This window comes from Actinoplanes missouriensis 431 (assembly GCF_000284295.1).
GTDB classification, from domain to species: Bacteria; Actinomycetota; Actinomycetes; order Mycobacteriales; family Micromonosporaceae; genus Actinoplanes; species Actinoplanes missouriensis.
This window is the reverse complement of sequence record NC_017093.1, coordinates 2,159,174-2,180,366: the sequence shown is the minus strand read 5'-3', so window position 1 is coordinate 2,180,366 and position 21,193 is coordinate 2,159,174. Positions and strand designations below refer to the sequence as shown.

At 68.1% G+C, this 21,193-nt stretch carries 41 protein-coding genes; 27 read left to right on the top strand and 14 right to left on the bottom strand.

The window, feature by feature from the left end; translation table 11 throughout:
* Nucleotides 1–15: 15 nt before the first annotated feature.
* Nucleotides 16–303 carry a hypothetical protein gene (locus AMIS_RS10215; RefSeq protein ID WP_014442171.1) on the bottom strand — a complete coding sequence of 96 codons (288 nt, stop codon included), beginning with the start codon at nt 301–303 and terminating at the stop codon, nt 16–18.
* Nucleotides 300–1,112: a metal-dependent hydrolase gene (locus AMIS_RS10210; protein WP_014442170.1), complete on the bottom strand. Its 813-nt coding sequence runs from the start codon at nt 1,110–1,112 to the stop codon at nt 300–302. The genes AMIS_RS10215 and AMIS_RS10210 overlap by 4 nt, the downstream gene beginning before the upstream one ends.
* Nucleotides 1,113–1,171: 59 nt before the next feature.
* Between AMIS_RS10210 and AMIS_RS10205 the strand changes: the two genes are divergently transcribed.
* A complete protein-coding gene (locus AMIS_RS10205) occupies nt 1,172–1,423 on the top strand; it encodes a hypothetical protein (protein ID WP_014442169.1) in 252 nt (83 codons plus the stop codon).
* Between the two features lies 1 nt (nt 1,424).
* Here AMIS_RS10205 and AMIS_RS10200 read toward each other — a convergent pair whose 3' ends face one another.
* The 8 genes from AMIS_RS10200 to AMIS_RS44605 form a co-directional block, all read right to left on the bottom strand.
* Complete coding sequence (locus AMIS_RS10200; protein ID WP_014442168.1) at nt 1,425–3,515, bottom strand: hypothetical protein; 2,091 nt, start codon at nt 3,513–3,515, stop codon at nt 1,425–1,427.
* Between the two features lie 58 nt (nt 3,516–3,573).
* Nucleotides 3,574–3,921, bottom strand: coding sequence for a hypothetical protein (locus tag AMIS_RS10195; RefSeq protein ID WP_014442167.1), 348 nt, complete (start codon nt 3,919–3,921; stop codon nt 3,574–3,576).
* A complete protein-coding gene (locus tag AMIS_RS10190) occupies nt 3,918–5,585 on the bottom strand; it encodes a hypothetical protein (protein ID WP_014442166.1) in 1,668 nt (555 codons plus the stop codon). Before AMIS_RS10190 ends, AMIS_RS10195 begins: the two co-directional genes overlap by 4 nt.
* Nucleotides 5,585–6,085, bottom strand: coding sequence for a hypothetical protein (locus tag AMIS_RS10185; protein WP_014442165.1), 501 nt, complete (start codon nt 6,083–6,085; stop codon nt 5,585–5,587). Before AMIS_RS10185 ends, AMIS_RS10190 begins: the two co-directional genes overlap by 1 nt.
* Before the next feature lie 16 nt (nt 6,086–6,101).
* The gene (locus AMIS_RS10180; protein WP_157434800.1) at nt 6,102–6,458 is read right to left on the bottom strand and encodes a hypothetical protein; all 357 of its coding nucleotides are present in this window, start codon (nt 6,456–6,458) and stop codon (nt 6,102–6,104) included.
* 238 nt (nt 6,459–6,696) lie between these two features.
* Nucleotides 6,697–6,891: a hypothetical protein gene (locus AMIS_RS10175; RefSeq protein WP_014442163.1), complete on the bottom strand. Its 195-nt coding sequence runs from the start codon at nt 6,889–6,891 to the stop codon at nt 6,697–6,699.
* Nucleotides 6,892–7,074: 183 nt separating this feature from the next.
* Nucleotides 7,075–8,106, bottom strand: coding sequence for a hypothetical protein (locus AMIS_RS10170; RefSeq protein WP_041829664.1), 1,032 nt, complete (start codon nt 8,104–8,106; stop codon nt 7,075–7,077).
* Nucleotides 8,103–8,231 (bottom strand): hypothetical protein, encoded by a 129-nt coding sequence (locus AMIS_RS44605; protein ID WP_269447711.1) that lies wholly within the window; start codon nt 8,229–8,231, stop codon nt 8,103–8,105. The genes AMIS_RS10170 and AMIS_RS44605 overlap by 4 nt, the downstream gene beginning before the upstream one ends.
* Nucleotides 8,232–8,301: 70 nt before the next feature.
* On the opposite strand from AMIS_RS44605, the gene AMIS_RS41560 reads away from it, so the two are divergent.
* The 8 genes from AMIS_RS41560 to AMIS_RS10135 all read left to right on the top strand — a co-directional run bounded on the left by AMIS_RS41560 (nt 8,302) and on the right by AMIS_RS10135 (nt 12,643).
* A complete protein-coding gene (locus AMIS_RS41560; RefSeq protein ID WP_014442160.1) occupies nt 8,302–8,610 on the top strand; it encodes a helix-turn-helix domain-containing protein in 309 nt (102 codons plus the stop codon).
* Nucleotides 8,611–8,674: 64 nt separating this feature from the next.
* On the top strand, nt 8,675–9,031 hold the full coding sequence (locus AMIS_RS10165) for a hypothetical protein (protein ID WP_014442159.1): 357 nt from the start codon (nt 8,675–8,677) through the stop codon (nt 9,029–9,031).
* Complete coding sequence (locus tag AMIS_RS10160; RefSeq protein WP_014442158.1) at nt 9,028–10,434, top strand: hypothetical protein; 1,407 nt, start codon at nt 9,028–9,030, stop codon at nt 10,432–10,434. The genes AMIS_RS10165 and AMIS_RS10160 overlap by 4 nt, the downstream gene beginning before the upstream one ends.
* 220 nt (nt 10,435–10,654) lie before the next feature.
* The gene (locus AMIS_RS10155; protein ID WP_014442157.1) at nt 10,655–10,993 is read left to right on the top strand and encodes a hypothetical protein; all 339 of its coding nucleotides are present in this window, start codon (nt 10,655–10,657) and stop codon (nt 10,991–10,993) included.
* Between the two features lie 242 nt (nt 10,994–11,235).
* Nucleotides 11,236–11,682 (top strand): hypothetical protein, encoded by a 447-nt coding sequence (locus AMIS_RS10150; RefSeq protein ID WP_051041891.1) that lies wholly within the window; start codon nt 11,236–11,238, stop codon nt 11,680–11,682.
* Nucleotides 11,683–11,702: 20 nt separating this feature from the next.
* Nucleotides 11,703–12,020 (top strand): hypothetical protein, encoded by a 318-nt coding sequence (locus tag AMIS_RS10145; RefSeq protein WP_014442155.1) that lies wholly within the window; start codon nt 11,703–11,705, stop codon nt 12,018–12,020.
* 48 nt (nt 12,021–12,068) lie between these two features.
* On the top strand, nt 12,069–12,248 hold the full coding sequence (locus AMIS_RS10140; protein WP_041829663.1) for a hypothetical protein: 180 nt from the start codon (nt 12,069–12,071) through the stop codon (nt 12,246–12,248).
* Entirely contained in the window at nt 12,245–12,643 is a 399-nt protein-coding gene (locus tag AMIS_RS10135) for a hypothetical protein (RefSeq protein ID WP_014442153.1), read from the top strand. The genes AMIS_RS10140 and AMIS_RS10135 overlap by 4 nt, the downstream gene beginning before the upstream one ends.
* Nucleotides 12,644–12,685: 42 nt before the next feature.
* Here the strand turns inward: AMIS_RS10135 and AMIS_RS10130 are convergent, their stop codons facing one another.
* The 4 genes from AMIS_RS10130 to AMIS_RS10115 form a co-directional block, all read right to left on the bottom strand.
* A complete protein-coding gene (locus AMIS_RS10130; protein ID WP_014442152.1) occupies nt 12,686–13,426 on the bottom strand; it encodes an alpha/beta fold hydrolase in 741 nt (246 codons plus the stop codon).
* Nucleotides 13,423–14,262 (bottom strand): Scr1 family TA system antitoxin-like transcriptional regulator, encoded by an 840-nt coding sequence (locus AMIS_RS10125; protein WP_014442151.1) that lies wholly within the window; start codon nt 14,260–14,262, stop codon nt 13,423–13,425. The genes AMIS_RS10130 and AMIS_RS10125 overlap by 4 nt, the downstream gene beginning before the upstream one ends.
* Nucleotides 14,263–14,367: 105 nt before the next feature.
* A complete protein-coding gene (locus AMIS_RS10120; RefSeq protein ID WP_014442150.1) occupies nt 14,368–15,180 on the bottom strand; it encodes a hypothetical protein in 813 nt (270 codons plus the stop codon).
* Between the two features lie 75 nt (nt 15,181–15,255).
* Complete coding sequence (locus AMIS_RS10115) at nt 15,256–16,095, bottom strand: sigma factor-like helix-turn-helix DNA-binding protein (RefSeq protein WP_014442149.1); 840 nt, start codon at nt 16,093–16,095, stop codon at nt 15,256–15,258.
* 292 nt (nt 16,096–16,387) lie between these two features.
* Between AMIS_RS10115 and AMIS_RS10110 the strand changes: the two genes are divergently transcribed.
* From AMIS_RS10110 to AMIS_RS10045, 18 genes are all read left to right on the top strand, one after another.
* Complete coding sequence (locus AMIS_RS10110) at nt 16,388–16,726, top strand: hypothetical protein (RefSeq protein WP_014442148.1); 339 nt, start codon at nt 16,388–16,390, stop codon at nt 16,724–16,726.
* 88 nt (nt 16,727–16,814) lie between these two features.
* Complete coding sequence (locus AMIS_RS10105) at nt 16,815–17,060, top strand: hypothetical protein (RefSeq protein ID WP_014442147.1); 246 nt, start codon at nt 16,815–16,817, stop codon at nt 17,058–17,060.
* A complete protein-coding gene (locus AMIS_RS10100; protein WP_014442146.1) occupies nt 17,057–17,527 on the top strand; it encodes a hypothetical protein in 471 nt (156 codons plus the stop codon). Before AMIS_RS10105 ends, AMIS_RS10100 begins: the two co-directional genes overlap by 4 nt.
* Nucleotides 17,527–17,910, top strand: coding sequence for a hypothetical protein (locus AMIS_RS10095; protein ID WP_014442145.1), 384 nt, complete (start codon nt 17,527–17,529; stop codon nt 17,908–17,910). Before AMIS_RS10100 ends, AMIS_RS10095 begins: the two co-directional genes overlap by 1 nt.
* Complete coding sequence (locus tag AMIS_RS10090) at nt 17,907–18,143, top strand: hypothetical protein (protein ID WP_014442144.1); 237 nt, start codon at nt 17,907–17,909, stop codon at nt 18,141–18,143. The genes AMIS_RS10095 and AMIS_RS10090 overlap by 4 nt, the downstream gene beginning before the upstream one ends.
* The gene (locus tag AMIS_RS42455) at nt 18,140–18,310 is read left to right on the top strand and encodes a hypothetical protein (RefSeq protein ID WP_014442143.1); all 171 of its coding nucleotides are present in this window, start codon (nt 18,140–18,142) and stop codon (nt 18,308–18,310) included. Before AMIS_RS10090 ends, AMIS_RS42455 begins: the two co-directional genes overlap by 4 nt.
* The gene (locus tag AMIS_RS10085) at nt 18,310–18,492 is read left to right on the top strand and encodes a hypothetical protein (RefSeq protein ID WP_014442142.1); all 183 of its coding nucleotides are present in this window, start codon (nt 18,310–18,312) and stop codon (nt 18,490–18,492) included. The genes AMIS_RS42455 and AMIS_RS10085 overlap by 1 nt, the downstream gene beginning before the upstream one ends.
* A gap of 2 nt (nt 18,493–18,494) precedes the next feature.
* Entirely contained in the window at nt 18,495–18,704 is a 210-nt protein-coding gene (locus AMIS_RS10080) for a hypothetical protein (protein ID WP_014442141.1), read from the top strand.
* Complete coding sequence (locus tag AMIS_RS10075; RefSeq protein ID WP_014442140.1) at nt 18,701–18,898, top strand: hypothetical protein; 198 nt, start codon at nt 18,701–18,703, stop codon at nt 18,896–18,898. The genes AMIS_RS10080 and AMIS_RS10075 overlap by 4 nt, the downstream gene beginning before the upstream one ends.
* Nucleotides 18,898–19,119, top strand: coding sequence for a hypothetical protein (locus tag AMIS_RS10070; protein WP_157434798.1), 222 nt, complete (start codon nt 18,898–18,900; stop codon nt 19,117–19,119). Before AMIS_RS10075 ends, AMIS_RS10070 begins: the two co-directional genes overlap by 1 nt.
* Entirely contained in the window at nt 19,116–19,277 is a 162-nt protein-coding gene (locus tag AMIS_RS42450; protein WP_014442138.1) for a hypothetical protein, read from the top strand. Before AMIS_RS10070 ends, AMIS_RS42450 begins: the two co-directional genes overlap by 4 nt.
* The gene (locus AMIS_RS10065; RefSeq protein ID WP_014442137.1) at nt 19,277–19,723 is read left to right on the top strand and encodes a hypothetical protein; all 447 of its coding nucleotides are present in this window, start codon (nt 19,277–19,279) and stop codon (nt 19,721–19,723) included. Before AMIS_RS42450 ends, AMIS_RS10065 begins: the two co-directional genes overlap by 1 nt.
* Nucleotides 19,723–19,893 carry a hypothetical protein gene (locus AMIS_RS43315; protein ID WP_014442136.1) on the top strand — a complete coding sequence of 57 codons (171 nt, stop codon included), beginning with the start codon at nt 19,723–19,725 and terminating at the stop codon, nt 19,891–19,893. The genes AMIS_RS10065 and AMIS_RS43315 overlap by 1 nt, the downstream gene beginning before the upstream one ends.
* Nucleotides 19,890–20,132 (top strand): hypothetical protein, encoded by a 243-nt coding sequence (locus AMIS_RS10060; RefSeq protein ID WP_014442135.1) that lies wholly within the window; start codon nt 19,890–19,892, stop codon nt 20,130–20,132. Before AMIS_RS43315 ends, AMIS_RS10060 begins: the two co-directional genes overlap by 4 nt.
* Nucleotides 20,133–20,235: 103 nt before the next feature.
* Nucleotides 20,236–20,430: a hypothetical protein gene (locus tag AMIS_RS10055; protein ID WP_014442134.1), complete on the top strand. Its 195-nt coding sequence runs from the start codon at nt 20,236–20,238 to the stop codon at nt 20,428–20,430.
* The gene (locus tag AMIS_RS10050) at nt 20,427–20,684 is read left to right on the top strand and encodes a hypothetical protein (RefSeq protein ID WP_014442133.1); all 258 of its coding nucleotides are present in this window, start codon (nt 20,427–20,429) and stop codon (nt 20,682–20,684) included. Before AMIS_RS10055 ends, AMIS_RS10050 begins: the two co-directional genes overlap by 4 nt.
* Nucleotides 20,681–20,854: a hypothetical protein gene (locus AMIS_RS43310; protein WP_014442132.1), complete on the top strand. Its 174-nt coding sequence runs from the start codon at nt 20,681–20,683 to the stop codon at nt 20,852–20,854. Before AMIS_RS10050 ends, AMIS_RS43310 begins: the two co-directional genes overlap by 4 nt.
* Nucleotides 20,851–21,192 (top strand): hypothetical protein, encoded by a 342-nt coding sequence (locus tag AMIS_RS10045; protein ID WP_014442131.1) that lies wholly within the window; start codon nt 20,851–20,853, stop codon nt 21,190–21,192. Before AMIS_RS43310 ends, AMIS_RS10045 begins: the two co-directional genes overlap by 4 nt.
* The last annotated feature ends 1 nt before the right edge of the window (nt 21,193 follow it).

Here is a 21,193-nt window from a genome sequence, read left to right as displayed (position 1 = left end):
CGATCAGTCATACAGCTACTTGTGCTCGGCGGCCTGGAGAAGCCGAGTCAGTCCGTCCCTCAGCGCCGCCGCATCGGCGAGGCTGATATCCACGGTCACCCCGGTCATGTGGGCGCAGTTCACGGACACCCAGGCCGGGCCGTGAGCGGTCGCGGTCAACCGGACGGTGACCTGAACCCGATCGGACAGCACACCGGGCCGGGCACTGCCGACCCGCACAATCGCCGAACGGTGCCGGGGCAGGATCGCGTCGACCTCGTCACGTAGGCACCAGGCCGGATGGTCATCGGGCGTCCGGGTCACCAGGCGCTCCCGAGCAGTGCGATCGAGCCGGCACCGATGAGCAGCATCAGCCACACCACACCGGTTTCGGTGCGGGAGCCGGTGCGGAATCGCATCCACCTCGGGGTGCCGACGTTCGTCCACCGGCAGCCCCGGATCGGGATCGGCCACCACAGCGGGACTGCCGAGAACGTGAGGCCGTCGCCGAGGATATGGGCGAGCCAGCCCCAGAACACGGCGAGGCCGATCCACCACAGGCCGTCAGCGGGAAGCGCGCTGTTCGCCATCGCGGCGACCAGCCCGGCCACCATCACCGCCCCGACAGCGGCGGCGAGGCGGTGGGCTCCTTTGCCGAGACGCCGGAACCGGCCGGGCAGGATCATGTCACCGATCCGCGCCCGCGTCCTCGACGACAGCGCGGAGTGGGCGGCCAGCCACACGGCGATCGCGATGACCCACAGGGCGGCACCCCGGCCGACCCACAGGCACAGGTTCGCGGCGACCAAGCCGGCGAACGCGGCACCGGCAGCAGTGTGCGTGACAGCCCGGTGCCCGCCCCGGTCGGGGACGGTGGAGCAGTGCGCGCAGGACGCGGTGCGCAGGGCGGCGGCGCTGCGGCTGACTCCGGTGGCGAGACCGCGGGTGGCCCAGCCGAGGGTGTGCGCGATCGTGGACTGCGGATGGTCAACGTCCGGCGCGAGGGCGAACCCGGTGGAGATCGCGGCACCGAACAGCACGGTGGCCGGGTCGAGGGACACCCCGGCTACGGTCAGCGCGGCGCTGCCGGCGAGCCAACCGACGGCGCCGGACAGAGCATGCGACTTCCCCATCACTGCGCGCTCACCCCTTCAGGTTCGCCGCAGCGTGCAAGTGTGCTTACACTGCGCGCATGGTCACGGTGAAGTTCATCGACGCCGACAACCACCAGAAGGTGCTGCTCGACAGCATCAAGCTGCCGTTCGAACCGCGGCCAGGTGTGCGAGTCGAGGTGTGGGACAAGTTCATTGATCGCAAGGTGGGCTTCTTCGAGAAACGGAACTGCCGCATCCTCATGCTTGTCGACGTGTACCAGTACGAGATCTCCACCGAGGAACCCGAACGGTCCGGGATCGTCTACTTGGCCCGCGAGATCAAGGACTAGCTCACGCATCGGTGGACACCAGCCGGTACTTGCCGTGCCCGTCACGTTCCACCCGGCCGAACTCGTCCATCAACTCGTCCAGCAGGTTGTGGACCTGCCGCTGCCCAATGCCGGTGGCTTCCGCGATCGGCTTCGGCGAGCAGATGCCAACCTTCAGCGCGTCCAGCACCTTGCGGTGACTGTCATGCATCTGCCGCGCCTGGACCTGCTCGGTGACCGGGTTCCATACCGGGAATGACGCCACCTGCTCCGCCTCGATCGGCGTGACCTGTTCGGCGCCGTCGCCACCCTTCGCCGCCGCGAAGATCCGGTCGAGGGGGTTGGTCATGCCGCGGCCTTCCCGGCGCTCTTTGATCCGGCGGCGGGTTTCCTCCTTCGCCATCTCCGCGAGCTGGTGCCGCATCAGATAGGCCATCCCGGCGGTATTGGCGTCGCCGTCGGGCAGCGACCGCCATCGGATCTTCGACGGCCATTCTTTGCGGAGCCGGTCGGTGAGGAAGTAGGCCCGGAACGGGGCGGTGCGGGCACCTTCCTCTGGGTCGATGAGCAGGGCGTAGCCGGGCATCACCGGGAACTGCGACGGATCGTCGTCGACCTTGAACACCTGGCGGGCGTTCGCGTCCTTCGACCGCATCATCACACCGTTGCCCATGAGCAGGTTGGAACGCAGCATCTCCGCGTTGTTGCCGGCCCCACCGAACGCGCCGAGCGTGGACTCCTGGGACGCGAGGATCGCTTGGACACCAACCTTCTGTCCTTCGCGGGCCACGGTCATCGCCATGTACTGGATGACCACCCAGTCTTCAGCGTTCTCGATCTTCGACATGGGTTTGTGGCACTCATCCAGGATGAGTAGCAGTCCAGGTCGGTCAGCGGTGGGTTCGAACCCGATCGTGTCGTCGTACTCGCCGTCCTCGTCCGGGTCGTCCTCCACGCTGTTTTCGTCCTGGCGCAGCTCGACGATCAACATGGCGCACGCAAACATCTGCTTGATCTGCTCGTGGGTGCGTGCCGAGAAATCGGCGCAGCGCATCAGTGTCGGCGACGACGAACCACCCTGCCCGTCGCCGTACCACACCACCGTCGGATGGGTCTGCGAGTCGGCGATAGGCATCACGATCGACTCGATGAGGCGGGACTTACCGGCGCCGGCACCGCCCTGGATGTAACCGCCGACCATGCGGTCCTTGGTGTACACCTTCCACCGGGCGTGGCCCTCACCGTCGATGAACGGGCCCATGTCGACGTAGCCGTCCCGGAACGTCTGCGGGCCCGGCCATTCCTGGTCGTCGCGGACCTGCGGCTTCGTGACCACGGTCAGCTGGACGGCGGGTTCCTCAAGAACAGGGTGGCGTTCGGCGATGACGTCCTGCTCGACGGTCAGGCCGAGGCCGCCGCGGATCAGCACCATCGCCGACATGAGCGCGGCGATGGACTGCTTGCCGGGGACCAGCCGCAGCGCGAACCGCCACCCGGCTTTCACCTGCTCCGGCGACTCCAATTTCGAGCCGGGCAGTTGTCCGCCGGGGCAACCGATGTATTCGTCCCAGCGGGCCACGTACCGGTTGACGCCGGGCTTCAGCGGGTCCGGCAGCGGGGCAGGCATCACCGGGCCGCGGTTGGGAATCCGCACCTTGCGCAGGTAGTGCAGGGAAAGAGCGGTGCCAATGGCGGCGAGCAACCCGACCGCGTTCCAGGACACGCCGATGGCGGTGGTAGTGATCAGCCACACCCCGCAGGTGGTGACGAACGCCAGGCCGCGGTGCAGGCTCTTGCGGTCGTCGAGGCGCCGGCGCATCTGGTGTGCGGCGACCACGGCGATGACCACACAGGCGGCGGCCGTGCCGCCGAGGATCTCCGCGTCGGCGGCGGTGGCGTCCTTCGCCGCGTGCAGGGCCGTCGCGGCGAGCACGAGCAGGCCCATGCCGGCAAACGGGGCGACCTGCTTCTGCACCCCGGCCGTGTACCTGTGCGCGGTCTGCGCGTGGCGGCGTGCCGTCTGCGCGTGCAGCCGGGCACGTTCGATCTTCTCGCGGGTGGTGAGCGGGGCAGCCTGCCGGGCCGGCTGCTGCGGTTTCTGCTGGGTCGGCATCGCTGCCTCCGTTCCTCAGATCTCGGGGCCCCGCCCATGGTGGGCGGGGCCAACCTGGTTACTCGTTGGTGTTGGCGTGCTTGTTCGCCGCGTTCGGGTTGTTCAGGTACGCCTCGTGCAGGGGCAGGTTGTGCGCGGCAATCTGTGCCGCCGCCTCCGCCCAGGCGGCGCCGGCGGCACCGGACGCTTCCTGCGCGTCCCGGACCTTCTGCTGGTGGTCGTCGCCGACCTCCATGCGGCTCAGGGAACCGATGAACCCTTCGCCAGAGCCGAGCGTCTGATGCTGCGCGGCGATCTGCTCCATGCGGGTCACCGCAGAGCGGATCCCGGTGATCTCACTGGCGGGCCGGGCGCCCGCAGCGGACTGCTGAACGGTCACGGTGTTCTCCTCGGTCACGGCGTTCACTCCGCCATCTGGGCGTGCTTGTCGGCGGCGTCCGGCGCGGACGCGTAGCCCTGCCGAACCGCGGCGTTACCGTCGTCGATCGTCGTGGCGGCGTCGGCGTACAGGTCCGCCGCGTTGTTGCTGGCGGCAATGGCCTGCTGCACCAGCGCCAGGTCGGTGGCACCGACGTGGAAACCCGCGAGGGTGGCGATCATCGCCTCGTTGTCGGCGTGCTGCCGGTGCGCGGCGGCCATCTGCTGCAGGTAGTGGACGGCGGACGGGATGCCGGTGACTTCACCGGAATGCTCGGGCATGGATGCTCCCTCTTCTCGGGCTGGTACGGGCGTCTTGGCCGTCTGCTGCGTGTCGACGGCCGGGGTGTTGCGAAGGTGCTTGGCGACGATCTCGTCGTAGATGCGGGCCGTGCCCGGATCGGTGCGGCGCAGTTCGCGTAGCTGCGGCGTCTCGTAGGGGCAAATCGTTGACCCGTTGGCGTCGTGGAGCAGTTCCGTGCTGCGTTTGCGGGCGACGACAAGCCGGCCGGGCAGCCCACAGCGGTCGCATTTGCCGTGACGTTCACTGCCGGCCGGCAGATCGGTGGTGTCGCAGCGCGGGCAGAAGCCGCCGCGCAGCTGGTTCATCGACGGGACGGTCGGGCCGTCGCATTTGCTGCACCGAGGACAGCGCTGCAGGGCAGAGGCGGGCCTGGGTGGGCGGGCGGCGACCTGGGCGCCACAGTGCTGGCATCGCACTGACGCCCCCATGTCAGCGATCGCCGGGTGCACCGGGATCCGGGTGCGGCAGTTGGTGCAGGCAATGGTGTCGCCGGCCGCGGGACGGGTGTGCCGGCACGGCCAGTGGGCGCCGTGCCGCCACACTGTGCCGTCGAGGCGGACCACGCCCTGGCAGTGCTCGCACATGCCGTGCGGGACCTGCATGGTGCACTTTTCGCACCAGCCCGACGGGGTGATCGTGGCAGTCGTGCCGCAGCGCGGGCACCGGTCGAAGGGCATCGGGTTGCGGCGTGCCGCTTCCTGCGCATCCGACAGGAACCGCAGCAGCGGATCCTCCGGCGCGGCCGGAGCGGCAGTGTTGCTGTCGGAGGAGCCAGACGGTTTTGCGGCTTTCGGGCAGGTCGAGCCGGGCGGGTGTTTCCAGCCACCGTCGGGCAGCTGGACGCCGCATTCGTCGCAGGTGCTGACCGGCCCGTCGGCGACAGCCGGCTCCGGGTCAGCGCTCGCGGCGGAAGGCGGCGGACTGCCGGGCTCGTCCCGGCGGGTCAGACCGGGAATCGACCACTTCCAACCGCCCAGTTGTTCCGTCAACGACGGCTTGCTCGGCGGCGGGGTGCCGTTCTTCTTCGCCTCCGCAAGCTGCTTCTTGTGGGCGGCGCGCTGCTCGCGGTGCTTCTCCCCCAGGTCTTCCCACATCGCCAGCCACCGCTGCCGGGCGTACGCCAGCGACCCGTACGGGCGCACCTTCGCCGATTCCGGTGCCTTCCCGGCGGCTTTCTGCCGGTTCAGCCAGGCGTCGACCAGGCGGGCCGTCGGGGGCAGTTCACCGCGTTTCGCGTACTCGGCGTCGACCTTCGTGGCACGAATGTTCGTGGTGATCGCCGCCGACATCAGCAGCACCGCGCCGATAAGCGGGTTCGCTAGGAACACCAGGCCGGAGACGAGCCACATCAGCGGCCACCCCCACCACCGCGGCCAGCAGCGGACGCCTGCTTCTGCAGGACCCGCTTGCCGATGATGACGGCGGTTGCCATGAGCGCCACCGACAGCCAGCCCGCGCCGACGTTGCCGACCCACGGGGCGATCTGCCCGCCGACACCGGCCTGCAGCGCATCCGACCAGTCCCGGACCCGCAGGGCGAGGGTGCTGTCGGTGCCCTGGGCGAGGATCGGGGCCATGAACCCGAAGGTCACGGCTGCCTGGTTCGGGGTGAGGTCGTTGATGATGTCGATGGCCCACACGATGAACCCGATGAACAGGGTGAGCGGGATCAGCCAGTCACCGGGCATCAGGTTGAACACCCAGCGGATGGCGCCGCCCGGCCACGCGTTCGCGGCGTAGGCGCCGGCGACGATGCCGAGGGCCTGGGCCGCCCAGCCGAGGATGTAGATGGAGATCTGCTGGGCTTTCTGTACGCCTTCGCGTTCGGCGACGAGATTACGTCCGGCCATGATCGAGGGGTCCTTTCTAGAGGAGGATCTGGCCGACGAGGTGCGCGGCCGGGTAGATGAGGTGGTCGACCAGCCAGATGCCGGGGCCGGTCATGGCGGCGAGTTTGATGCCGCCGAGGTGGAGCAGGAGGCGGCCGGGTCGCTGGGCGACCCATTCGCGGTAGCGGGTGGTGTACGTGTACGGCACGGCGACGCCGTATCCGTAGATGACGCCGGCGGTGCGCAGCGGCCCGCTGGTTTGGGCGGTCCACGGCGCGGTGCGGGCGTAGGCGGCCAGTTCCGCCATCGAGGCCGGCTGGTCGGTGTGAATCGCGGGCGGCGTCCAGTAGTCGCGGGAGCGGGCTACAGCGGCCCGCCAGCCTGCAATCTGCAACGGCCCGGCACCCGGATTCGCGTCATCCGAAACGATCTGGCCTGCGGAAACGTGTCCGGAGGGGGTGTTCTCCTCCGTTGCAGTTTCAGGTTGCAGAGTGTCCGGGTTCGGCACAGCCCGCAGGTGCGGGCGGGGGTCCGCCGGGCGCGACGGCGCACCCGTGGGACGCACCCGCGGCGCGGGCCCGTAGGCGGTGGCAGCGTCGGTCACGGCGGTCTCCTTCAATAGTTTGGGCTGGTCAGAGCAGGTTTTGGGTGCCGAGGGACAGGAGCAGCCCGGCGAGCAGGAACGCGGTGACCAGGTAAAACAAGAACCGCAGGGCCTGCGCGGCAGGGCTACGGCGGACCGTGAACCGGCCCTCGATCACGTTGCTGCGCTGGGCGGGAGCGTTCGCGGGCCGGCGCATCGCGACCTCACGCGGCATGGTCGTCATCGCGGGTCTCCAGTCAGCGGGTTGCGGGTGGCGTACAGGTCGTAGGCGATGACGGCCAGCGCGGCGAGCACGGTGCCGGCGAACGCCAGAACGAAGGTCATGAGGTCTCCTCGATGAGAGTCGGACGGCGGCCGTTCGGCTCACCGGTGTGGCTGCGGTAGGGGCGTACCGGTTGGCGGCGGCTCACTCACCGACCGCCTTACTGCCGGTCGCCTTCTCGGTGGCAGCGGTAAGCCAAAGGCCGATGAGCTTCGGCGCCCTGTTGAGGCCCACACCGGTCAGGGTGCGGACCGCGTTCTTCGACCACTCATGGTTCGGGTCGGCGTGGGCGGTAAGCATCATCTGAACTGCGTCTTCGTCGCTCAGCTCGGCCTTACCGGTGGCTGCGGATCGGGTTCCGCCGGCGGCCCGGTTGCGGTAGGCGGTAAGGCTTACCGTCTTGGTTTCCGCGCGGGCGGCGGTGAGGGCTTCCCGGTGCTTCTCCCGGAGCCGACGCACTGTCTCGTCGTGCTCGGCGGTAAGGGTGTTCCGCTGGTCGGTGAGAGCTTGCCGCAGCGACGCGATCTCGTTCTCGTACCGCTGACCGGTGAGGGCCAGTTCGGTCTTGGTGCTGTCAGCGTGCTGGCCGATTGCCGTAAGCCGTTCAGCAAGCGATTCAATCTCGGCACGTGCGGCGGTTAGCTCCGCGGTGCGGGCCCGCAGGGCTCCTTCGGTTTCGGCGAGGTGAGTGCGCCGGTCGGCGTCGGACTGTTCCGCTGCCGCAAGCGCGCGGGCTTTCGTCTCGATCGCCGTCGAGACCTTCCGCTGGAAGTAGCTGGCGGCTTCGACGACGAAGAACAGGAGCGCCGGCCCGGCGGTGTGAACGCCGACACCAACCCAGTCGGGGCCGTTCACGGCGATCCAGCTGGACGCGGTTTGCAGTGCCCAGGTGATGCCGCCGGACACCCAGCGCAGGGTGCCTACCCATCCGGCTTTGACGCCGAGCTGGGCGAGGACGGGTGTGGCGATGAGGCCGACGACGAGGGCGCCGTCGGCGGCGAGGGACAGCATCCAGGCGACCCCGGCGGGGATGCCGTGGGCGGTGGCGAGCCCGTAGACGATCGGCGTCCCGTAGATCATGACGAAGATCGCGACGAACCAGGCGACCCAGCCGACTTGCTGGGTGCGCTTCTTGAGGCGTTCGAGGTCTTCGGCGAGGTGCTGGCGGCTGTTCATGCCGTCACCGCCGGCCCGGCAACCGCCGGCTGGGCGCGCTCCATCCACCCTTCCGCCTCCGCTGTGGTGGTGCTGGCGGGGGTGGGGAGGGTGTCGGGGCGCAGAGCGGCAACCGTCGTGGGCATAGGTGGAACAGTAACACGCCTGGCGAGGGATACCTAGAGAATCCCGCGTCAGGGATGTAGTCTCGTGTCCATGACCATCACCACCAATACGCGCACCAGCGCAAACATCAGCCCTCCACCGGCGGAAGACCCTGCCGAACTTCTTCCGCCGCCTGCGATCCGCAAGCTGCTACGCCGCAGCCAGGGACTCACTCAAGAACAAGCCGCCGCCGAGTTCGGCGTCACGGACGGCTCGATGAGCAACTGGGAGAACAATCGGCCCGGCCCCCGCAACATGCGGCCCTACCTGCTCCGGCTTCTGCAGTGGGCCGACGAAGCCCGCGCAATGGGGTTTTCGATCACCTGGCCTGCCCCTGCGCCAGCCGAACCCCAGAAATGACAAGGGCCGCGGTGCTCAATCACCACGGCCCTCGACGCGCACTAACTCGTACGCAGGAGTCTCCATGACGGTAACTGATGGCACCCCGCAGCGGGAGTCTCCGCCAGAACCCGACGCCGACCGCGTCGCCCAGGCGCTTCGGACCCAGGACAGCTTCGATCGCGCGCAAGCCGCGTGGCTGATCCACGCCGCCTTCCAGTCGGGGTACGAACTCGGCATCACAGAGGCCGGCGGCTTCCACGCCGGCTATCGGGCGCGCGTGGACGAAGAGAACGCAACCTGGCCTCCGCCGAAGGTGTTCACGCTGGGCCGCTGGTACGACCAAGCCGCCGAGCGTGCGGAGGCTGATGCCGCTGCACGACTTCCACGGCCCGGCGACTTCCGGGGTCGCGACACCCCACCTGCGCAGGTGGCCGCGTGACCTACGACCCCACCGCAGTCCACTGGGACAACGAGCTTCTCAACGAAAGCGCACCTCCGGCCGACGAACCGGTGCCGGTCACCCCCGAGCGCACCGCTCCTGTGATGCGCGGCGTTCTCACGGCCGCCGAGGCGGACCGGATCGACAACGTGCGCGAGCACTTCTGGAAGAGCAGGCCGATCCTCACCCATATCCAGCAGTTCGCCCGCGCTCGACTCGTCGCACCGTGGGCCACCTTGGGCGCCGTTCTTGCACACGTAGTCGCTGCGACCCCGCCTCGAATCCAACTCCCAGCAATCGTCGGCACCGAAGCATCGCTGAACCTGTTCATCGGCCTCGTCGGCGCGGCAGGAGCAGCCAAGGGCGCCTCGGAGAAAGTCGCCAAGCAAGCCGTGGACCTCGACCAGCGGGTTGCCCCGGTGTACCCGCTGGGTTCCGGCGAGGGCATTGCCCACATGTTCATGCGCAACGTCAAAGGCGAGATCGAGATGGTGAACGCCAACGCCATCGTCACCATTCAGGAGATCGACACCCTTGCCTCGCTCAAGGGCCGCCAATCCTCCACCATCATGCCGCAGCTGCGGCAGGCCGCCATGGGTGAGCAACTCGGGTTCTTCTACGTGGACGAGACGAAACGGCTCATGGTGCCGGAGCATTCGTACCGGCTGTGCCTGCTGGCGGGCATTCAGCCAAAGCGGTCTGGGGTGCTACTCAACGACGACGAGATCGACGGCGGCACGCCGCAGCGGTTCGTGTGGCTGTCCTGCGACGACCCGGACGCCCCGGACGACGATGTGGAGGAGCCCACCCCAGTTGTGTGGCAGGCGCCGAACTGGACCGAGCTGCCGTTCACCGGGCACGGGCGCAACGAGCGTAAGGTCATGCCGATCTGCGAAGCCGCCCGCGAAACCATCATCGCCGCCCGCAAGGCCCGCCGACGCGGTGACGGCGACGCCTTGGACGGGCACGCGTTGCTCACTCGCGAGAAGGTCGCGGCAGCCCTGGCAATCCTCGACGGGCGAACCAGCATCCTCGACGAGGACTGGGAATTGTCGGGCGCGGTCATGGCCGAGTCCGATGATCAGCGGGGCCGTTGTCAACGGGCGCTGCAGGAGGTTGGCCGCGACCAAAACCGGCGTACCGGTGAAGCCGAAGCGCAACGCACGCTGGTCGTCGAAGAGCGGGTTGAGGCTGAGCGGCTGAGGCGGGCTGTCGACCGGGTGCGGCGCTACATCCGCGTTGCGGGCAACGAGGGTGTCTCGGGTGCGAAGCTGCGGGGCAAGCTCGGGGCGCTCGGCTCTCTTATGGATCAGGCGGTTGACGTACTGGAGGTCGCCGGTGAGATCCGCGTCGAAGGCATCGCGTACCGCGGCCAGAGCGGACACAAATACTTTTCACGTTAAGGGGTCTAGGGGTCTCGGTTTGAGACCCCTCAGCCAAAAAACCTCAAGATCGCGTTTGCGTTTCCCCAGGTAAACAACAAATTCATCGTTACGTATAGGGCCCCAGGTTGCGGTAGGGGTCTCAACGCGAGACCCCTGAGACCCCTTAGCGGGGCACACGCGAGACCCCTCACTGGCATCCCCTCGACGCGCCTTTGACCTTGGATGAACGGAGTACGACATGACCGACTGGACCACGATCGACTTCAAGCCCGCACCCCACGGATGGCGCGCGGTCTACGTCTTCGAGGACCAGCAGACGAACGAACCAGCCTGGACTGCCAACCCGGTTGCCGGCTGGCTGATCCAGCGCGATGAACGCGGCAACGTTCGCGTGATTGCGGCCGTCACGCCGGCCGACTACGGCGGCGAGGTCGAGGAGGTCAGCGCGTCGACCAACCTATGGCGCGTTCTTGGCCCCAAGCAGTCGGACCCGACGGCGGAAGAGTTGGCAACCGAACTCGAACATCAGAAGTGGCTCAACACCCAACGCGCCGGAACCCGCACCGAGGCCAATTAGACCGTCTGATCACAACCCCGCTATTTGCAGATGGAGGAAACATGCCCCACCCTCACGAGTCCTCGATCCGACACACCCTGAGTAATCACATCGATACCTTTCGTGTTGACGGCGGCGCGAACGGGGGCACGCAGATGACCACCTCAACGATCAACCGACCCCCCAATCAGCCAGACGACCAATGGGTGGGTGGCCTGCAAAGCGGAACGATTCGATCTCACCGTGAGCAGTACCGTGCACCGATGACTTCGAGCGCCAACTCCGTCATCAAAGCCATAGACGCACGACGCCCTGACCAGACCGAAGCCCGCAAACAGCTGCTGCTGTTCTTCTGCCAAGGCCACTACCTTGCCGGCACAGGCGCCCCACTGTTCGCCGAGCCGATCTTCGCCACCCCGACCGGGGTGCACGTCGATGTCGACACCGACGAGGCGCCGCTGAATAACCGGCAACTCGGGTTCATCGGCTACACCCTGCACCGGTACGCCGACATGAGCGACGCCGACCTGCTGTCCCTGGTGCAGATCTCCAGCGCCTGGCAGCTGGCTAGCCGCCACGACGATGACCCCCGCATCGAGTGGACGTGGTTGACCGACTGGTTCCGGCGCCCCGCCGAACGCCAGAGCTCACCCACCGCGGGCGAAGCAGAGGACTTCGCCGCCCGGCGGAAGGCGCACACCGGGGGCTGATCCCGCCCGAAGGAGCACGCATGCCCGACTGGCCCGACAAATGGCGGCTGGACAACTTCCCGGAGGCGGTGCGCGACTGGAGGAACTGCACACTGCCTCCCCCGGAGGTAATTGCGGAAGTCGAGCGCTGGCACTACAGCCGCCAGGACGCCCCGTACGCCGACACCGACCCGTTCCTCAACGAGGAGGGTCCGTTCGAAGACTGGTTCGGGGTCCGCGCCAGGGTCTTCGACCTGTATCGGCTGCCTGTGCACGTCGACGGGCGCCCTGTCGTCGCCTACTACGAGGTGCGGGAGGACGAGCACTGCGTCGTGTTCTTGCACTTCGGGGTGTTGTAGGCAGGCAGCCGATACCGCTTGGCAAGGGATGCGGTCTACCCTGGGACCATGGAACAGGACACCAGTTCGAAGCTCAGCTCGGACGAGGTTTTCGAGCGGATGGGCATGACCGTCACCGACGAGGGCAAAGCCCGCGCCCGGCGCCGACGGCTCGAGTCTGCGGCCGCCCATCGCGACCCTGACGGCAATGCCGCGTTCCTGGCGAGCCTGCGCACCCGGACCGCATGACCCAGCCGCGTGACGTCTGCCTGGTGTTCGACACCACCGCGGTCACGTCGTGGGTGCGCGGTTCCCTCGCGGTGGGTGAGACCCTCGCCGAGATCGACGACGAGGGCGGCGCGGTCCTGATCCCGCTGTGGTGCCTGGTGCAGGCTGGCGACCAGACCGGGATGGTCGACCGGGAGCGCCTGGATCTGCTGCTGAAGCATCCGGCGACGTTCCTGATCGTTGACGACGGGGAGGACTGGGATTCGCTGGTGGCGTTGCAGCAGATGACCGGCGCCCATGATCGGGCGTCAGCGGCGCTGATGGCGCTGCACATGGACGTTGACGTGATGACGTCCAAACCGCATTGGTATGCGAGCGTGAAGAACGGCCAGAAAACGCTGCTGATCGAGGACTGACCGGAGCCGATCGTGCCGCACCGCGTGGGGTGCGGGCCGCCGCTAGTCGAGCTGACCTCCGGCGTCCGCTACCGCCGCTGGGTCGACGCGCACGGGTCCTCCGGACCGTACCGCGGTGTGGACGGCCCGGATGGCGTAGGCGACGAGCTCGGGCGCTTCATGTTGCATCTGGTGTCCGGAGTTGTCGGCGACCAGCAGCGGGCAGCGTAGGTCGCGGGCGAGCAGGCGCTGGCTGACCTGCCACAGGTCTTCGACGGCGGGGTGGGGTGGCGGGTTTTCGCCGTCCCACCGGCCGTGGGTGCGAGTCAGAACCAGCGCGGGCACGTCGGGGGTTGGTGCGGACAGGATTTCAACCTGGCCGGTGACCACGTCGATTTCGGTGGCGTCCGAGCCGTCCCCGTCGAGTTTCGGGTCGGCGCTGGGGTGTAGGTGGAACTGCGGGATGCTGCCGTCGACGATGACCAGCCCTGCCGCCCGGTCCGGGTGGGCGGCGACGAACGCGCGGGCAATGAGTGCCCCGAACGAGTGCCCGACCAGCACGACCGCACCGGCCACGTGCTGGTCGTCGAGGAGCTGGGCGAGTTCGGCGGCGAACACGCTGTGCGGCAGTGCCGGGTTCGGTGCCGGCCGCGGCGGTGTGTCACCGGTGCCGGGCCGGTCGTAGGTGACGACTTCAAGACCGGCGAGGTGCGGCAGCAGGGGTTTCCAGATGTCGGCGCCGCAACCCATCTGCGCGATGAGCACGATCGGCGGTCCACTGCCCTCGTTTCTGCGGAAGGTCATGCCGCGAGCCTCCTGAGCGCTTCCCTGATCAGATTGCTGGCTTCCTTGCCAGCCGCCGATGCCTCTGCGAGGCGGCCCATCGCCTCGATGTGACCGGCAAGCCGCACATCGGCGAGGTCGTCTAGCCCTTCAAGGCCGTCGGTGTAGCCAGCGCCGTCTACGAGACCGAACCCGTAGGGCGGCGGAACGATGCCGGGCTGGCGGAGTGGCAGGACTCGCAGGTCGACGTTCGGCAGCCGCGCCAGGTCGAGGACCCGCTCCAGTTGGATGCGCATGCCAGCCACCGGAAGGACCGCCCATTGCAGGGCCGGTTCGGCGATGACGATCTCGAATGTGCGGCTGGGTTCGTACAGGTACTGCGATGAGGCCGCGAGTGCGGCAGCTGCCTGCGTTGGGCTGTCGGTGATGCCCCGTAGCCGGCCTGCAGCCTCAAGAACGGCAGCCGCGTACTCAGGGATTTGCATCGGCCGGGGCAGGTAGGTGGCGTCGAACAACCTGACGTGGCTGCTCTTGGCGAGCAGCGCGTTAAGGCGTTGCTGGCTGGCGGCCTGCCCGAACCGGCTCACCCGCGCCGAACTGCGAACCTGCGGCTTCTCGGCCAGCTTCGCCACGAGTTCGTCGGCGACCCGCTTTGGCTGTCCGGCGGCCGCGACGATGGCTCGAATGTCGTCGGCGGTCGGTTCCTGCTGGGCGAGTTCGAGCTTTGACAGCTTCGACGTGCGCATGCCGGCCGCTTCGGCGATCACCGTTCCTCTGGTGTTGCCGCGCAGCGCACGGAGGCGGGTGGCGATGCCGTCGGGTGCGAGGAGCCACTGCTGCAGGTCGGGGTTGTTCATGCGGGTCCCTGGTCTCATCGGGCCCGGTGTCAAGCCCGGAGTCTAGGATCGCATGATTGCTAGGGATCCCGCACCAGGGCATTGTGAGCGGCGGTAACGCTGCCCTTACCCGCGGGGAATGTCGCTGAGGTGCAGGATGGTGGCGTCGTCGCTGCGTTTGTTGCGCGGCCAACGCTGCCCGTCGGGGTCTTTGGCCTCGGCTTCGCGGACTCTCCGGAGGAGTTCCGTTGGCCCTTGGTCGCGCAGCGATTCAACGAACTCGTTCCAGTTCATCAGCCCAAACGGATCGACGATCCGGGCGGCGCCGTCGGTCAGGACGACGAGGTCTTCGATGGTGCGTAGCGGCACCGCGCCGGTGATGGCATGCTCTGCCGCGGTCGGGTCGTTGGCTGCCACCCAGTAGCCGCCGGGCCGGTTCCGGGCGGCGAGTTCGGCCCGTTTCATGCGCAGCAGCGCTTCGGCTTGCTCGTCGCTGCCGATGGCAAGGTTCGCGAGTTCGGTTCGTACGCGGCGGGCGGTGGCGCTGACCCGGCTGTCGGTGATGACCTGCCGCCCGCCTTCGCGCGTGGCGAGGCAGATGGAGATGTCACTGAGGACGAGGTATTCGAGTTCGTTGCCGTGGATGCGGATGATGCCGACAGCGGCGGACGGTGTGCCGGGATGGTTGAGGTCGCATTGCGGATGCAGGCTGGCAACACGGTCTATGGCGGACGCGAGGCATCCGGCGAGGTTCGCGGCGCGGACGGCTGCATTGGCGACGATGGCGGCGCCGAGCTGGTGCGCGAACCAGGCGACACCGTGAACGCAGCCGGTGTCGGTGCGGGCGGTGGCGCCGTCGAGGACGACAGCAAGGCCCGGTGAGACGAGCGCCCAGTCTTCGTTGGGCTTGTCGGGGTTGCCGGGCTCGGTGGCGAGCATTGCGCGCACGTCAGTCGTCCTCACGCTTCTTCAACGAGGCGTCCCGGTTTGGTGGCGCCGGCACGGCTGGTTTCACTATGCCGCACCGTCTTGCCGGTAGATCGGGGACAGGCGTTCGCTGCCAGTGATTTGTCGTGTCTCGGGATCGAACTCGCAGCGGATGACCATGGAGAAGCGGCGGCCCTTGGTTTCCTTGTGCAGGTCAGCAAGGTTGTGTTCGATGAAGTGCGCGGCGCCCGCTGTGCCGATGGCGTGGATGCCTGCCATGTAGAGGAACGTGCCTTTGCCGTCGGGTCGGGGAAGCCGGCCGATGTAGGCGATGTCAGCGTTGCGGCCGCCGTCGCTCGGCGAGCGATGCACGGTCCGAGTCTGTAGTTCGACGAGGTGCCACCCGTCCGCATCTTTGGCGAACTGAATGTTGTTGTCGGACTCGAGGAGCTGCTGTACGAGCGGCGACAGCCGGGGTCCGCAGGCGACGATCAGGTTGGGCCGGTTCAGTTTGACGAACCCAGGCGGCGGCACTACTTCGTAGTCGGCTTTGAGGCCGAGAGTGCGGGCAAGCTCCGCCAACCGCTCGTAGGCGGCCATCGCTTCGGCGGACACCACGGCGCCGGGCTTGTCTTTCCCTGCCTCATGCTTGCCGCCGAGGGCGATGGTGACGCTGCCCGTGCCGAGGAATGCCCGTTCGGCGCGTGTGCCGGCGGACAGGAGCTGGGAGACACGCCCGCGGGTGACGCCGAGCATGTCGGCGAGCTGGGTTTGGGTCATGTCGCCGGCGAGGAGTTCTTCGAGGGCGTCTCGGCGCATGCGTGACAGTTCGCCGATGGCCGCCTGGTAGTCCTCGATGAGGGCGTGGGCGGCTGTGGCCCGCTGGCGCGGGTCTTCGATGTTGGCGAGGGTGCCGGGGTCTTCCATGCGCCGGGTGTCTCCGTCCGTGTAAGGGGCGGGCTCAGTGTAGTCACGTTTATACCTACAAACGCTAGGCGCGATACCCCACTAAACGATATTGGCCAGAATCCTTGACGCCGCCAAGGGGCTGTGATGTGCTGAGTTAGCCCCCTAAACAAGCCGAAGCGCAAGGGTCTAAACGCCCAGCGCAGGGGAGCAACGGAACCAATAAGGCGGCCCCCAGGCAACGGCGACTGCAACGCCAGCCCAGGGGCCTACGGAGCACCCACTCCACCGCTAAGAGAAGGAAGGCGTCTCCATGTCGCATGGTAACGACGTCGTAGTGACCGCACCTCCGTCGACCCCCTGCATCCATCCGTGGTGTGGCGGCCTGTACTGCGCCGCCGCCGACAACGGCGAACGGTTCCACCTCGGGGTCCTGTCCGCCGAGGGCGGCCCCGACGAGTTCATCGGTGTCGACGTGGTTCGTCACGACGCCGCGGATGGCACGTCCGAGGGAACCCTCGTCGACATCACGTACACCGACCACCGGCAGGGCGGACTCGCCCAGCGTTCGGTCACTCTCTCGCCGGCTGCGGCTCTCCGCCACGGTCTGGCTGTTGTTCGCGCCGCGCTTTTTGCGCTTGCCCGCCGCTGACTGCGGCACCTTTCCGAAGCTCCCGGCCGGGCAAGCAGGCGCGATCGGTTCCCCTGCCCCGGCCGGAATACCTCCCAGGAGGCATCCCGTGCACACCGCACAACTCCGCGCTCCCGCCGACTACGAACTGAGCCCCGCCGAGGCGGAGCAGCTTCTCAGGTCGATCGGCCCGGTCCACGCCCTCGTCATCGACGCCCTCAACCCGGACGGTTCCGTCCGTGACCAGACGGCGTTCGACCAGCTGGCGGCGATCGAGGTCGACGAGCTCGACGACCGGACGGCCCGAGACGTGGACCTGATGCTCGCCCACTACGGCATCGAGGTGGCGTCGTGAACACCGACCTCGGTGCCCTTCTCGGCCGCATCCACGCCGCCACCGGTGCCGCATACCTGATCGCCACCGACGGTTTCGACTACCACCCCGGCAACGAACTCGACGACCTGGCCGCAGCACTCGGCTACAGCACCACCCACACCCCCAGCGGCGGCGGGTACGCCACCGTGTTCGTCACAGATCCCGACCAGGCGCGGTGGCGCATCAACTACCGGCACCAGGTCCGGCTGCGGATCCTGACCCGCGCCGGCGCTGACCCCGCCGACATCGCTGTTCTCCGAGACAAGCTCGGGGTCGACGCCGGTGATGACAGCCTCGCCGAGCAGATCGACGCCTACAACGAGCAGGCCCGGCAGCGGTGGCTGGACGAGGCCGCCCGGCAGCGGGCCGCAGAGATCGTGAACGCCCGCGAAGACGAGCGCCGCAAGGTGCTCGAGGAAATTCGCGCCGCGAGCGGTGACGTCTGATGACCACCAACGCGAAGCGGTTCACGACCGCCGTCGACTCCCTGCGACAGGCCGGTATCGCCGTCAACGTGGACCGGTCCGGTTCCAGCATCGTCGGCGAAGACGACCTGAACTCGCACCTCAAGCACGCCGCCGGTAACCCGCGCTGGGTGGGTGCCTGCCCCGGCTCCGACGAGCTCGGCGGTGTGGTGTCCGACGACGAGCACGTGTTCCTGCACCGCGAAACCCGGCGCCCCGTGGACGTCGTGTACTTCGCGTTCAACCACCGGCACCCCGACCTCGCCGATCTGCTGGTCGACGCGTTCACCACGAACGGTTTGCACGCCACCTGGGACCGCCGCTACGGCAGCGTGATCCTGCACCTCGATGAGGCCATCCGATGACCATGCTCTGCATTTTCGATCTGATGCTGATCGAGGCCGCCGACGCAGGTGGCCTGGCCTACGGGCACTTGGTGCCCGCCGAGTCGATGTTCCTGCTGCGCGGCCGTCCGGTCGACGAGGACACCCGGATCCGGATCGGCGCGCTCATGCGTAACGGCTACCTGGCGGGCGGGATGCCCGGCAAGGACGGGCCGGTCGAGGCCACCGACCGGGGCCGGCAGGCACTGCGATGACCTCCCCCGCTGTCGCCACCGATGACGTCCTGCTGGACCTGTGGCTGGACGTCCACGACGACGACACACCCGACGACCTGACCGCCGTGCTGACGGTCGATACCCGGATCGCGGTTGGTGTCGCCACCTACGAACCCCGTAACGACCTTGACGAGGAGTGCCTGTGATGTCCACGCCCACGCTCGCCCCGCCGACCGGCGGCTTCGACGACTTCGAGTTCGAGGCGATGGTCGCCGGCTTAAACGGTCAGGCCCGCCGCAGCCGGCCGTCGCGAAAGGTCGCCGACGACGAAGCCATCCGGCAGTCGCTTGGTATCTACCGGCACCGCACCACCGAACGGAGGGACTGACCATGCAGATCGTTGCTCGGATCGTGCACGACAGCACCGAGACCACGCTGACCGGCGGCGTCGGTGAGCAGCTCGCCGAGTTCTTCACCCGCAAACGCGACGAGTGGGTGTCGGGTCGCCGCCACGGGGACATCGAGTTCAACGCCGACCAGGGCCGGACCCGGGTTTCTTTCGAAGCGATCACCGCTTTCGACGTAGAGGTGACGCCGTGAGCGTCAAAACGTTCGCCTACCGGTTCCTCGGCGAGGAGTGGCATCGCGGCGAGTTCGACTCCGGGGTGACTGCCGAGCGGTTCGGTGAGGAACTGTTCCGGCTGGAACCGAACCAGCCCACCGACGAGATCTTCGTGTGGGAGGGCCGTGACACCGACCGTGCCCCGGACGCTGTCGTACGGCAGGTGGCGTGATGATCGCGTACGCGTACAAGCTGATCCACGACGGCACGGCCGCGACGGTCGGCTGTGACTTCACCGGCCGGTTCGCCAGCGCTGATGATTTCGCTCGGGCGTTCGCCGCGCTGCCGCATCCGAAACCGGTCCACGAGATCTGGGTGTGGAACGGCGAGGACCGTGACGGGGACCCGGACGTGATCGTGCGGCGCCGCAACCGTCAGACGGTGACGTCATGACCGCCCTGACCGCGCTGGTGGCCCGGCTGCTGCACCGATCGACCGGTAACCCGTGGGACACGTCGCGGGCCGCCGCGTACGAGAAAGCCTGGCGCGATGAGGTTCCCGCCTGGGTTGAGGGTCACCCGATGGGCCGGTACGCGCAGGGGGTGCGGTGATGGACCTCGACCGTCAGATCACGGACGCCCGCGAGCATCTGCCCCACCTGGAAGACGCCGCCCGCGCCTCACACCTGCTGCACCTCGCTGACCTGTACGACGAGTCGGCCGCGGAGCCTGGCAGCGAATGTGCCCGGCTCGACACCGACGTCGCCGAAATTGTGCGGCTGATCGCGGACGCCGAGTTCGTGGCCACCGGACACCTGTCACGGCGCCACTGCACCGCAACTCGGTGGGAGCCGCTGCTCGGCCCCGTCCTGGACCGCATGGCAGCCACCCCGGACGTGTACGCCCGCCAAGACCTGCTCACCGAGCTGGCCACTTTGGTGCCCGACGCCGAGGTGCGGAACATCCTCGATCGGCTGCCGTTCGCGCCGTCGCAGAAGAACATCGCCGGCCTGGCTCGGGCGCTGCGGACGGCCTGGCATGAGCGGAGGACCGCGTAATGGCAGACCTCGACCTGATTCCGGTGTCGGAGTTCCCCGACGACGAACACGCGATCTGCCCGTGCGGCGGCCTGATGTCGTTCAACGCCAAGACGGGGCAGCTGGAATGCGACGACTGCCTGACCGCCGCCGACGACGCTGCGGTGATCCTGGCGGAGGTGCGGTCATGACCGTCACCTGGGACGTGATGCACGCCGAGGCTCTGTTCGTCTCCGACCTGCAGCCGTCGGATCACCCGTCCGCCCGTGAGGTGCAGGTCGAAGTGATGACGGCGATCCTGCGGCACGGCGTGGATGGTTGCGCCGATCTGCTCGCTCAGGAGTACGGCGAACACCACGAGCAGGCCGCCCAGCGGATGCGCTGGTGCCTGGACACCGTCGCTGACGCCTACCAGCCGGCCGCGGTGTGACCGGCTCCCACGGCCACGAGCATCCGAACCCTTCCCGGAGGGCGGCTTCCCCGGTGCTCGTGGTCTTGGTGGCCGGTCACACCCCCGGCGAAAGGAAGACCGCATGATCCGCATCCATTTGGTCGACGGCAGCCACGTCGACACCAACGAGTACGACATCGGCCGTGCCACCGCCGATGTCACGGCCGGCGTCGACCTGGAACTCAGCATCCCGCAACGCATCGCCGGGCTCGCCGAGCCAATGCCGTCAACACTGATCGGCGCCGCCCAGGTCGACCGGATCGAGGCGCTGTCGTGAACGCCCGAACTCTGACCCTGACCGCCGCCGACCTGGCGCAGATCCGCCACGGCGCCGCCCTGCAGATCATCGACTCGGACGGCCGCCCGGTTCTGGTGACGACCGCGCACGTGCCCGAGCCTTCGGGACGCCGGCCGCAGCTGCTGCTGTCGTCCACCGACCTGGACCTGATCGAGTCCCCGGAAGGTTTGGGCTGCGCCGACACGGAACGCAGGACTGGCTGGACGGTGCGGATGGCGGAGGTGACCGCGTGAGCGGCATCGTGGGCCGTGACCCGGTCGGCAAGACGATCGTGGAGGAGTTCGCCGCGAATCACCCGGACTGGTCGGACGAGCAGATCTGCGACCGCATCAACCGGGAGTACACGGAGCCGGTCATCACCGTCGCCGAGGTCACCCAGTGGCGGCCGGAGGTGACGTCGTGACGGGCGCATGGCGGCAGGTCTTCACCGCCGACGATCCGCGCGGCCCGTGGCCCGCCAGGAAGATCGTGCAGGCGGTCGAGCAGCTGCGGGAGTGGTCGGCGTCGTCCGACGAGTGGGCGGAACTCTGCGACCTGCAGTACCGGATCAGCGACGTGCCGACCGGCGACGAGCAGGCCGCGTGCTATCGGATGGCGAAGCTTCTGGACTCGCACGCCGACCGGATGGAGCGGTCGCGGCTGGTGCGGGCGTTCACGACGTTCACGCCGGAGTCGCTGCGTGCCGATGCCGCCGAGTTCCGGGCCGGCCGTAACCCGTACGCCGGGCCGGGCGGTGCATGAG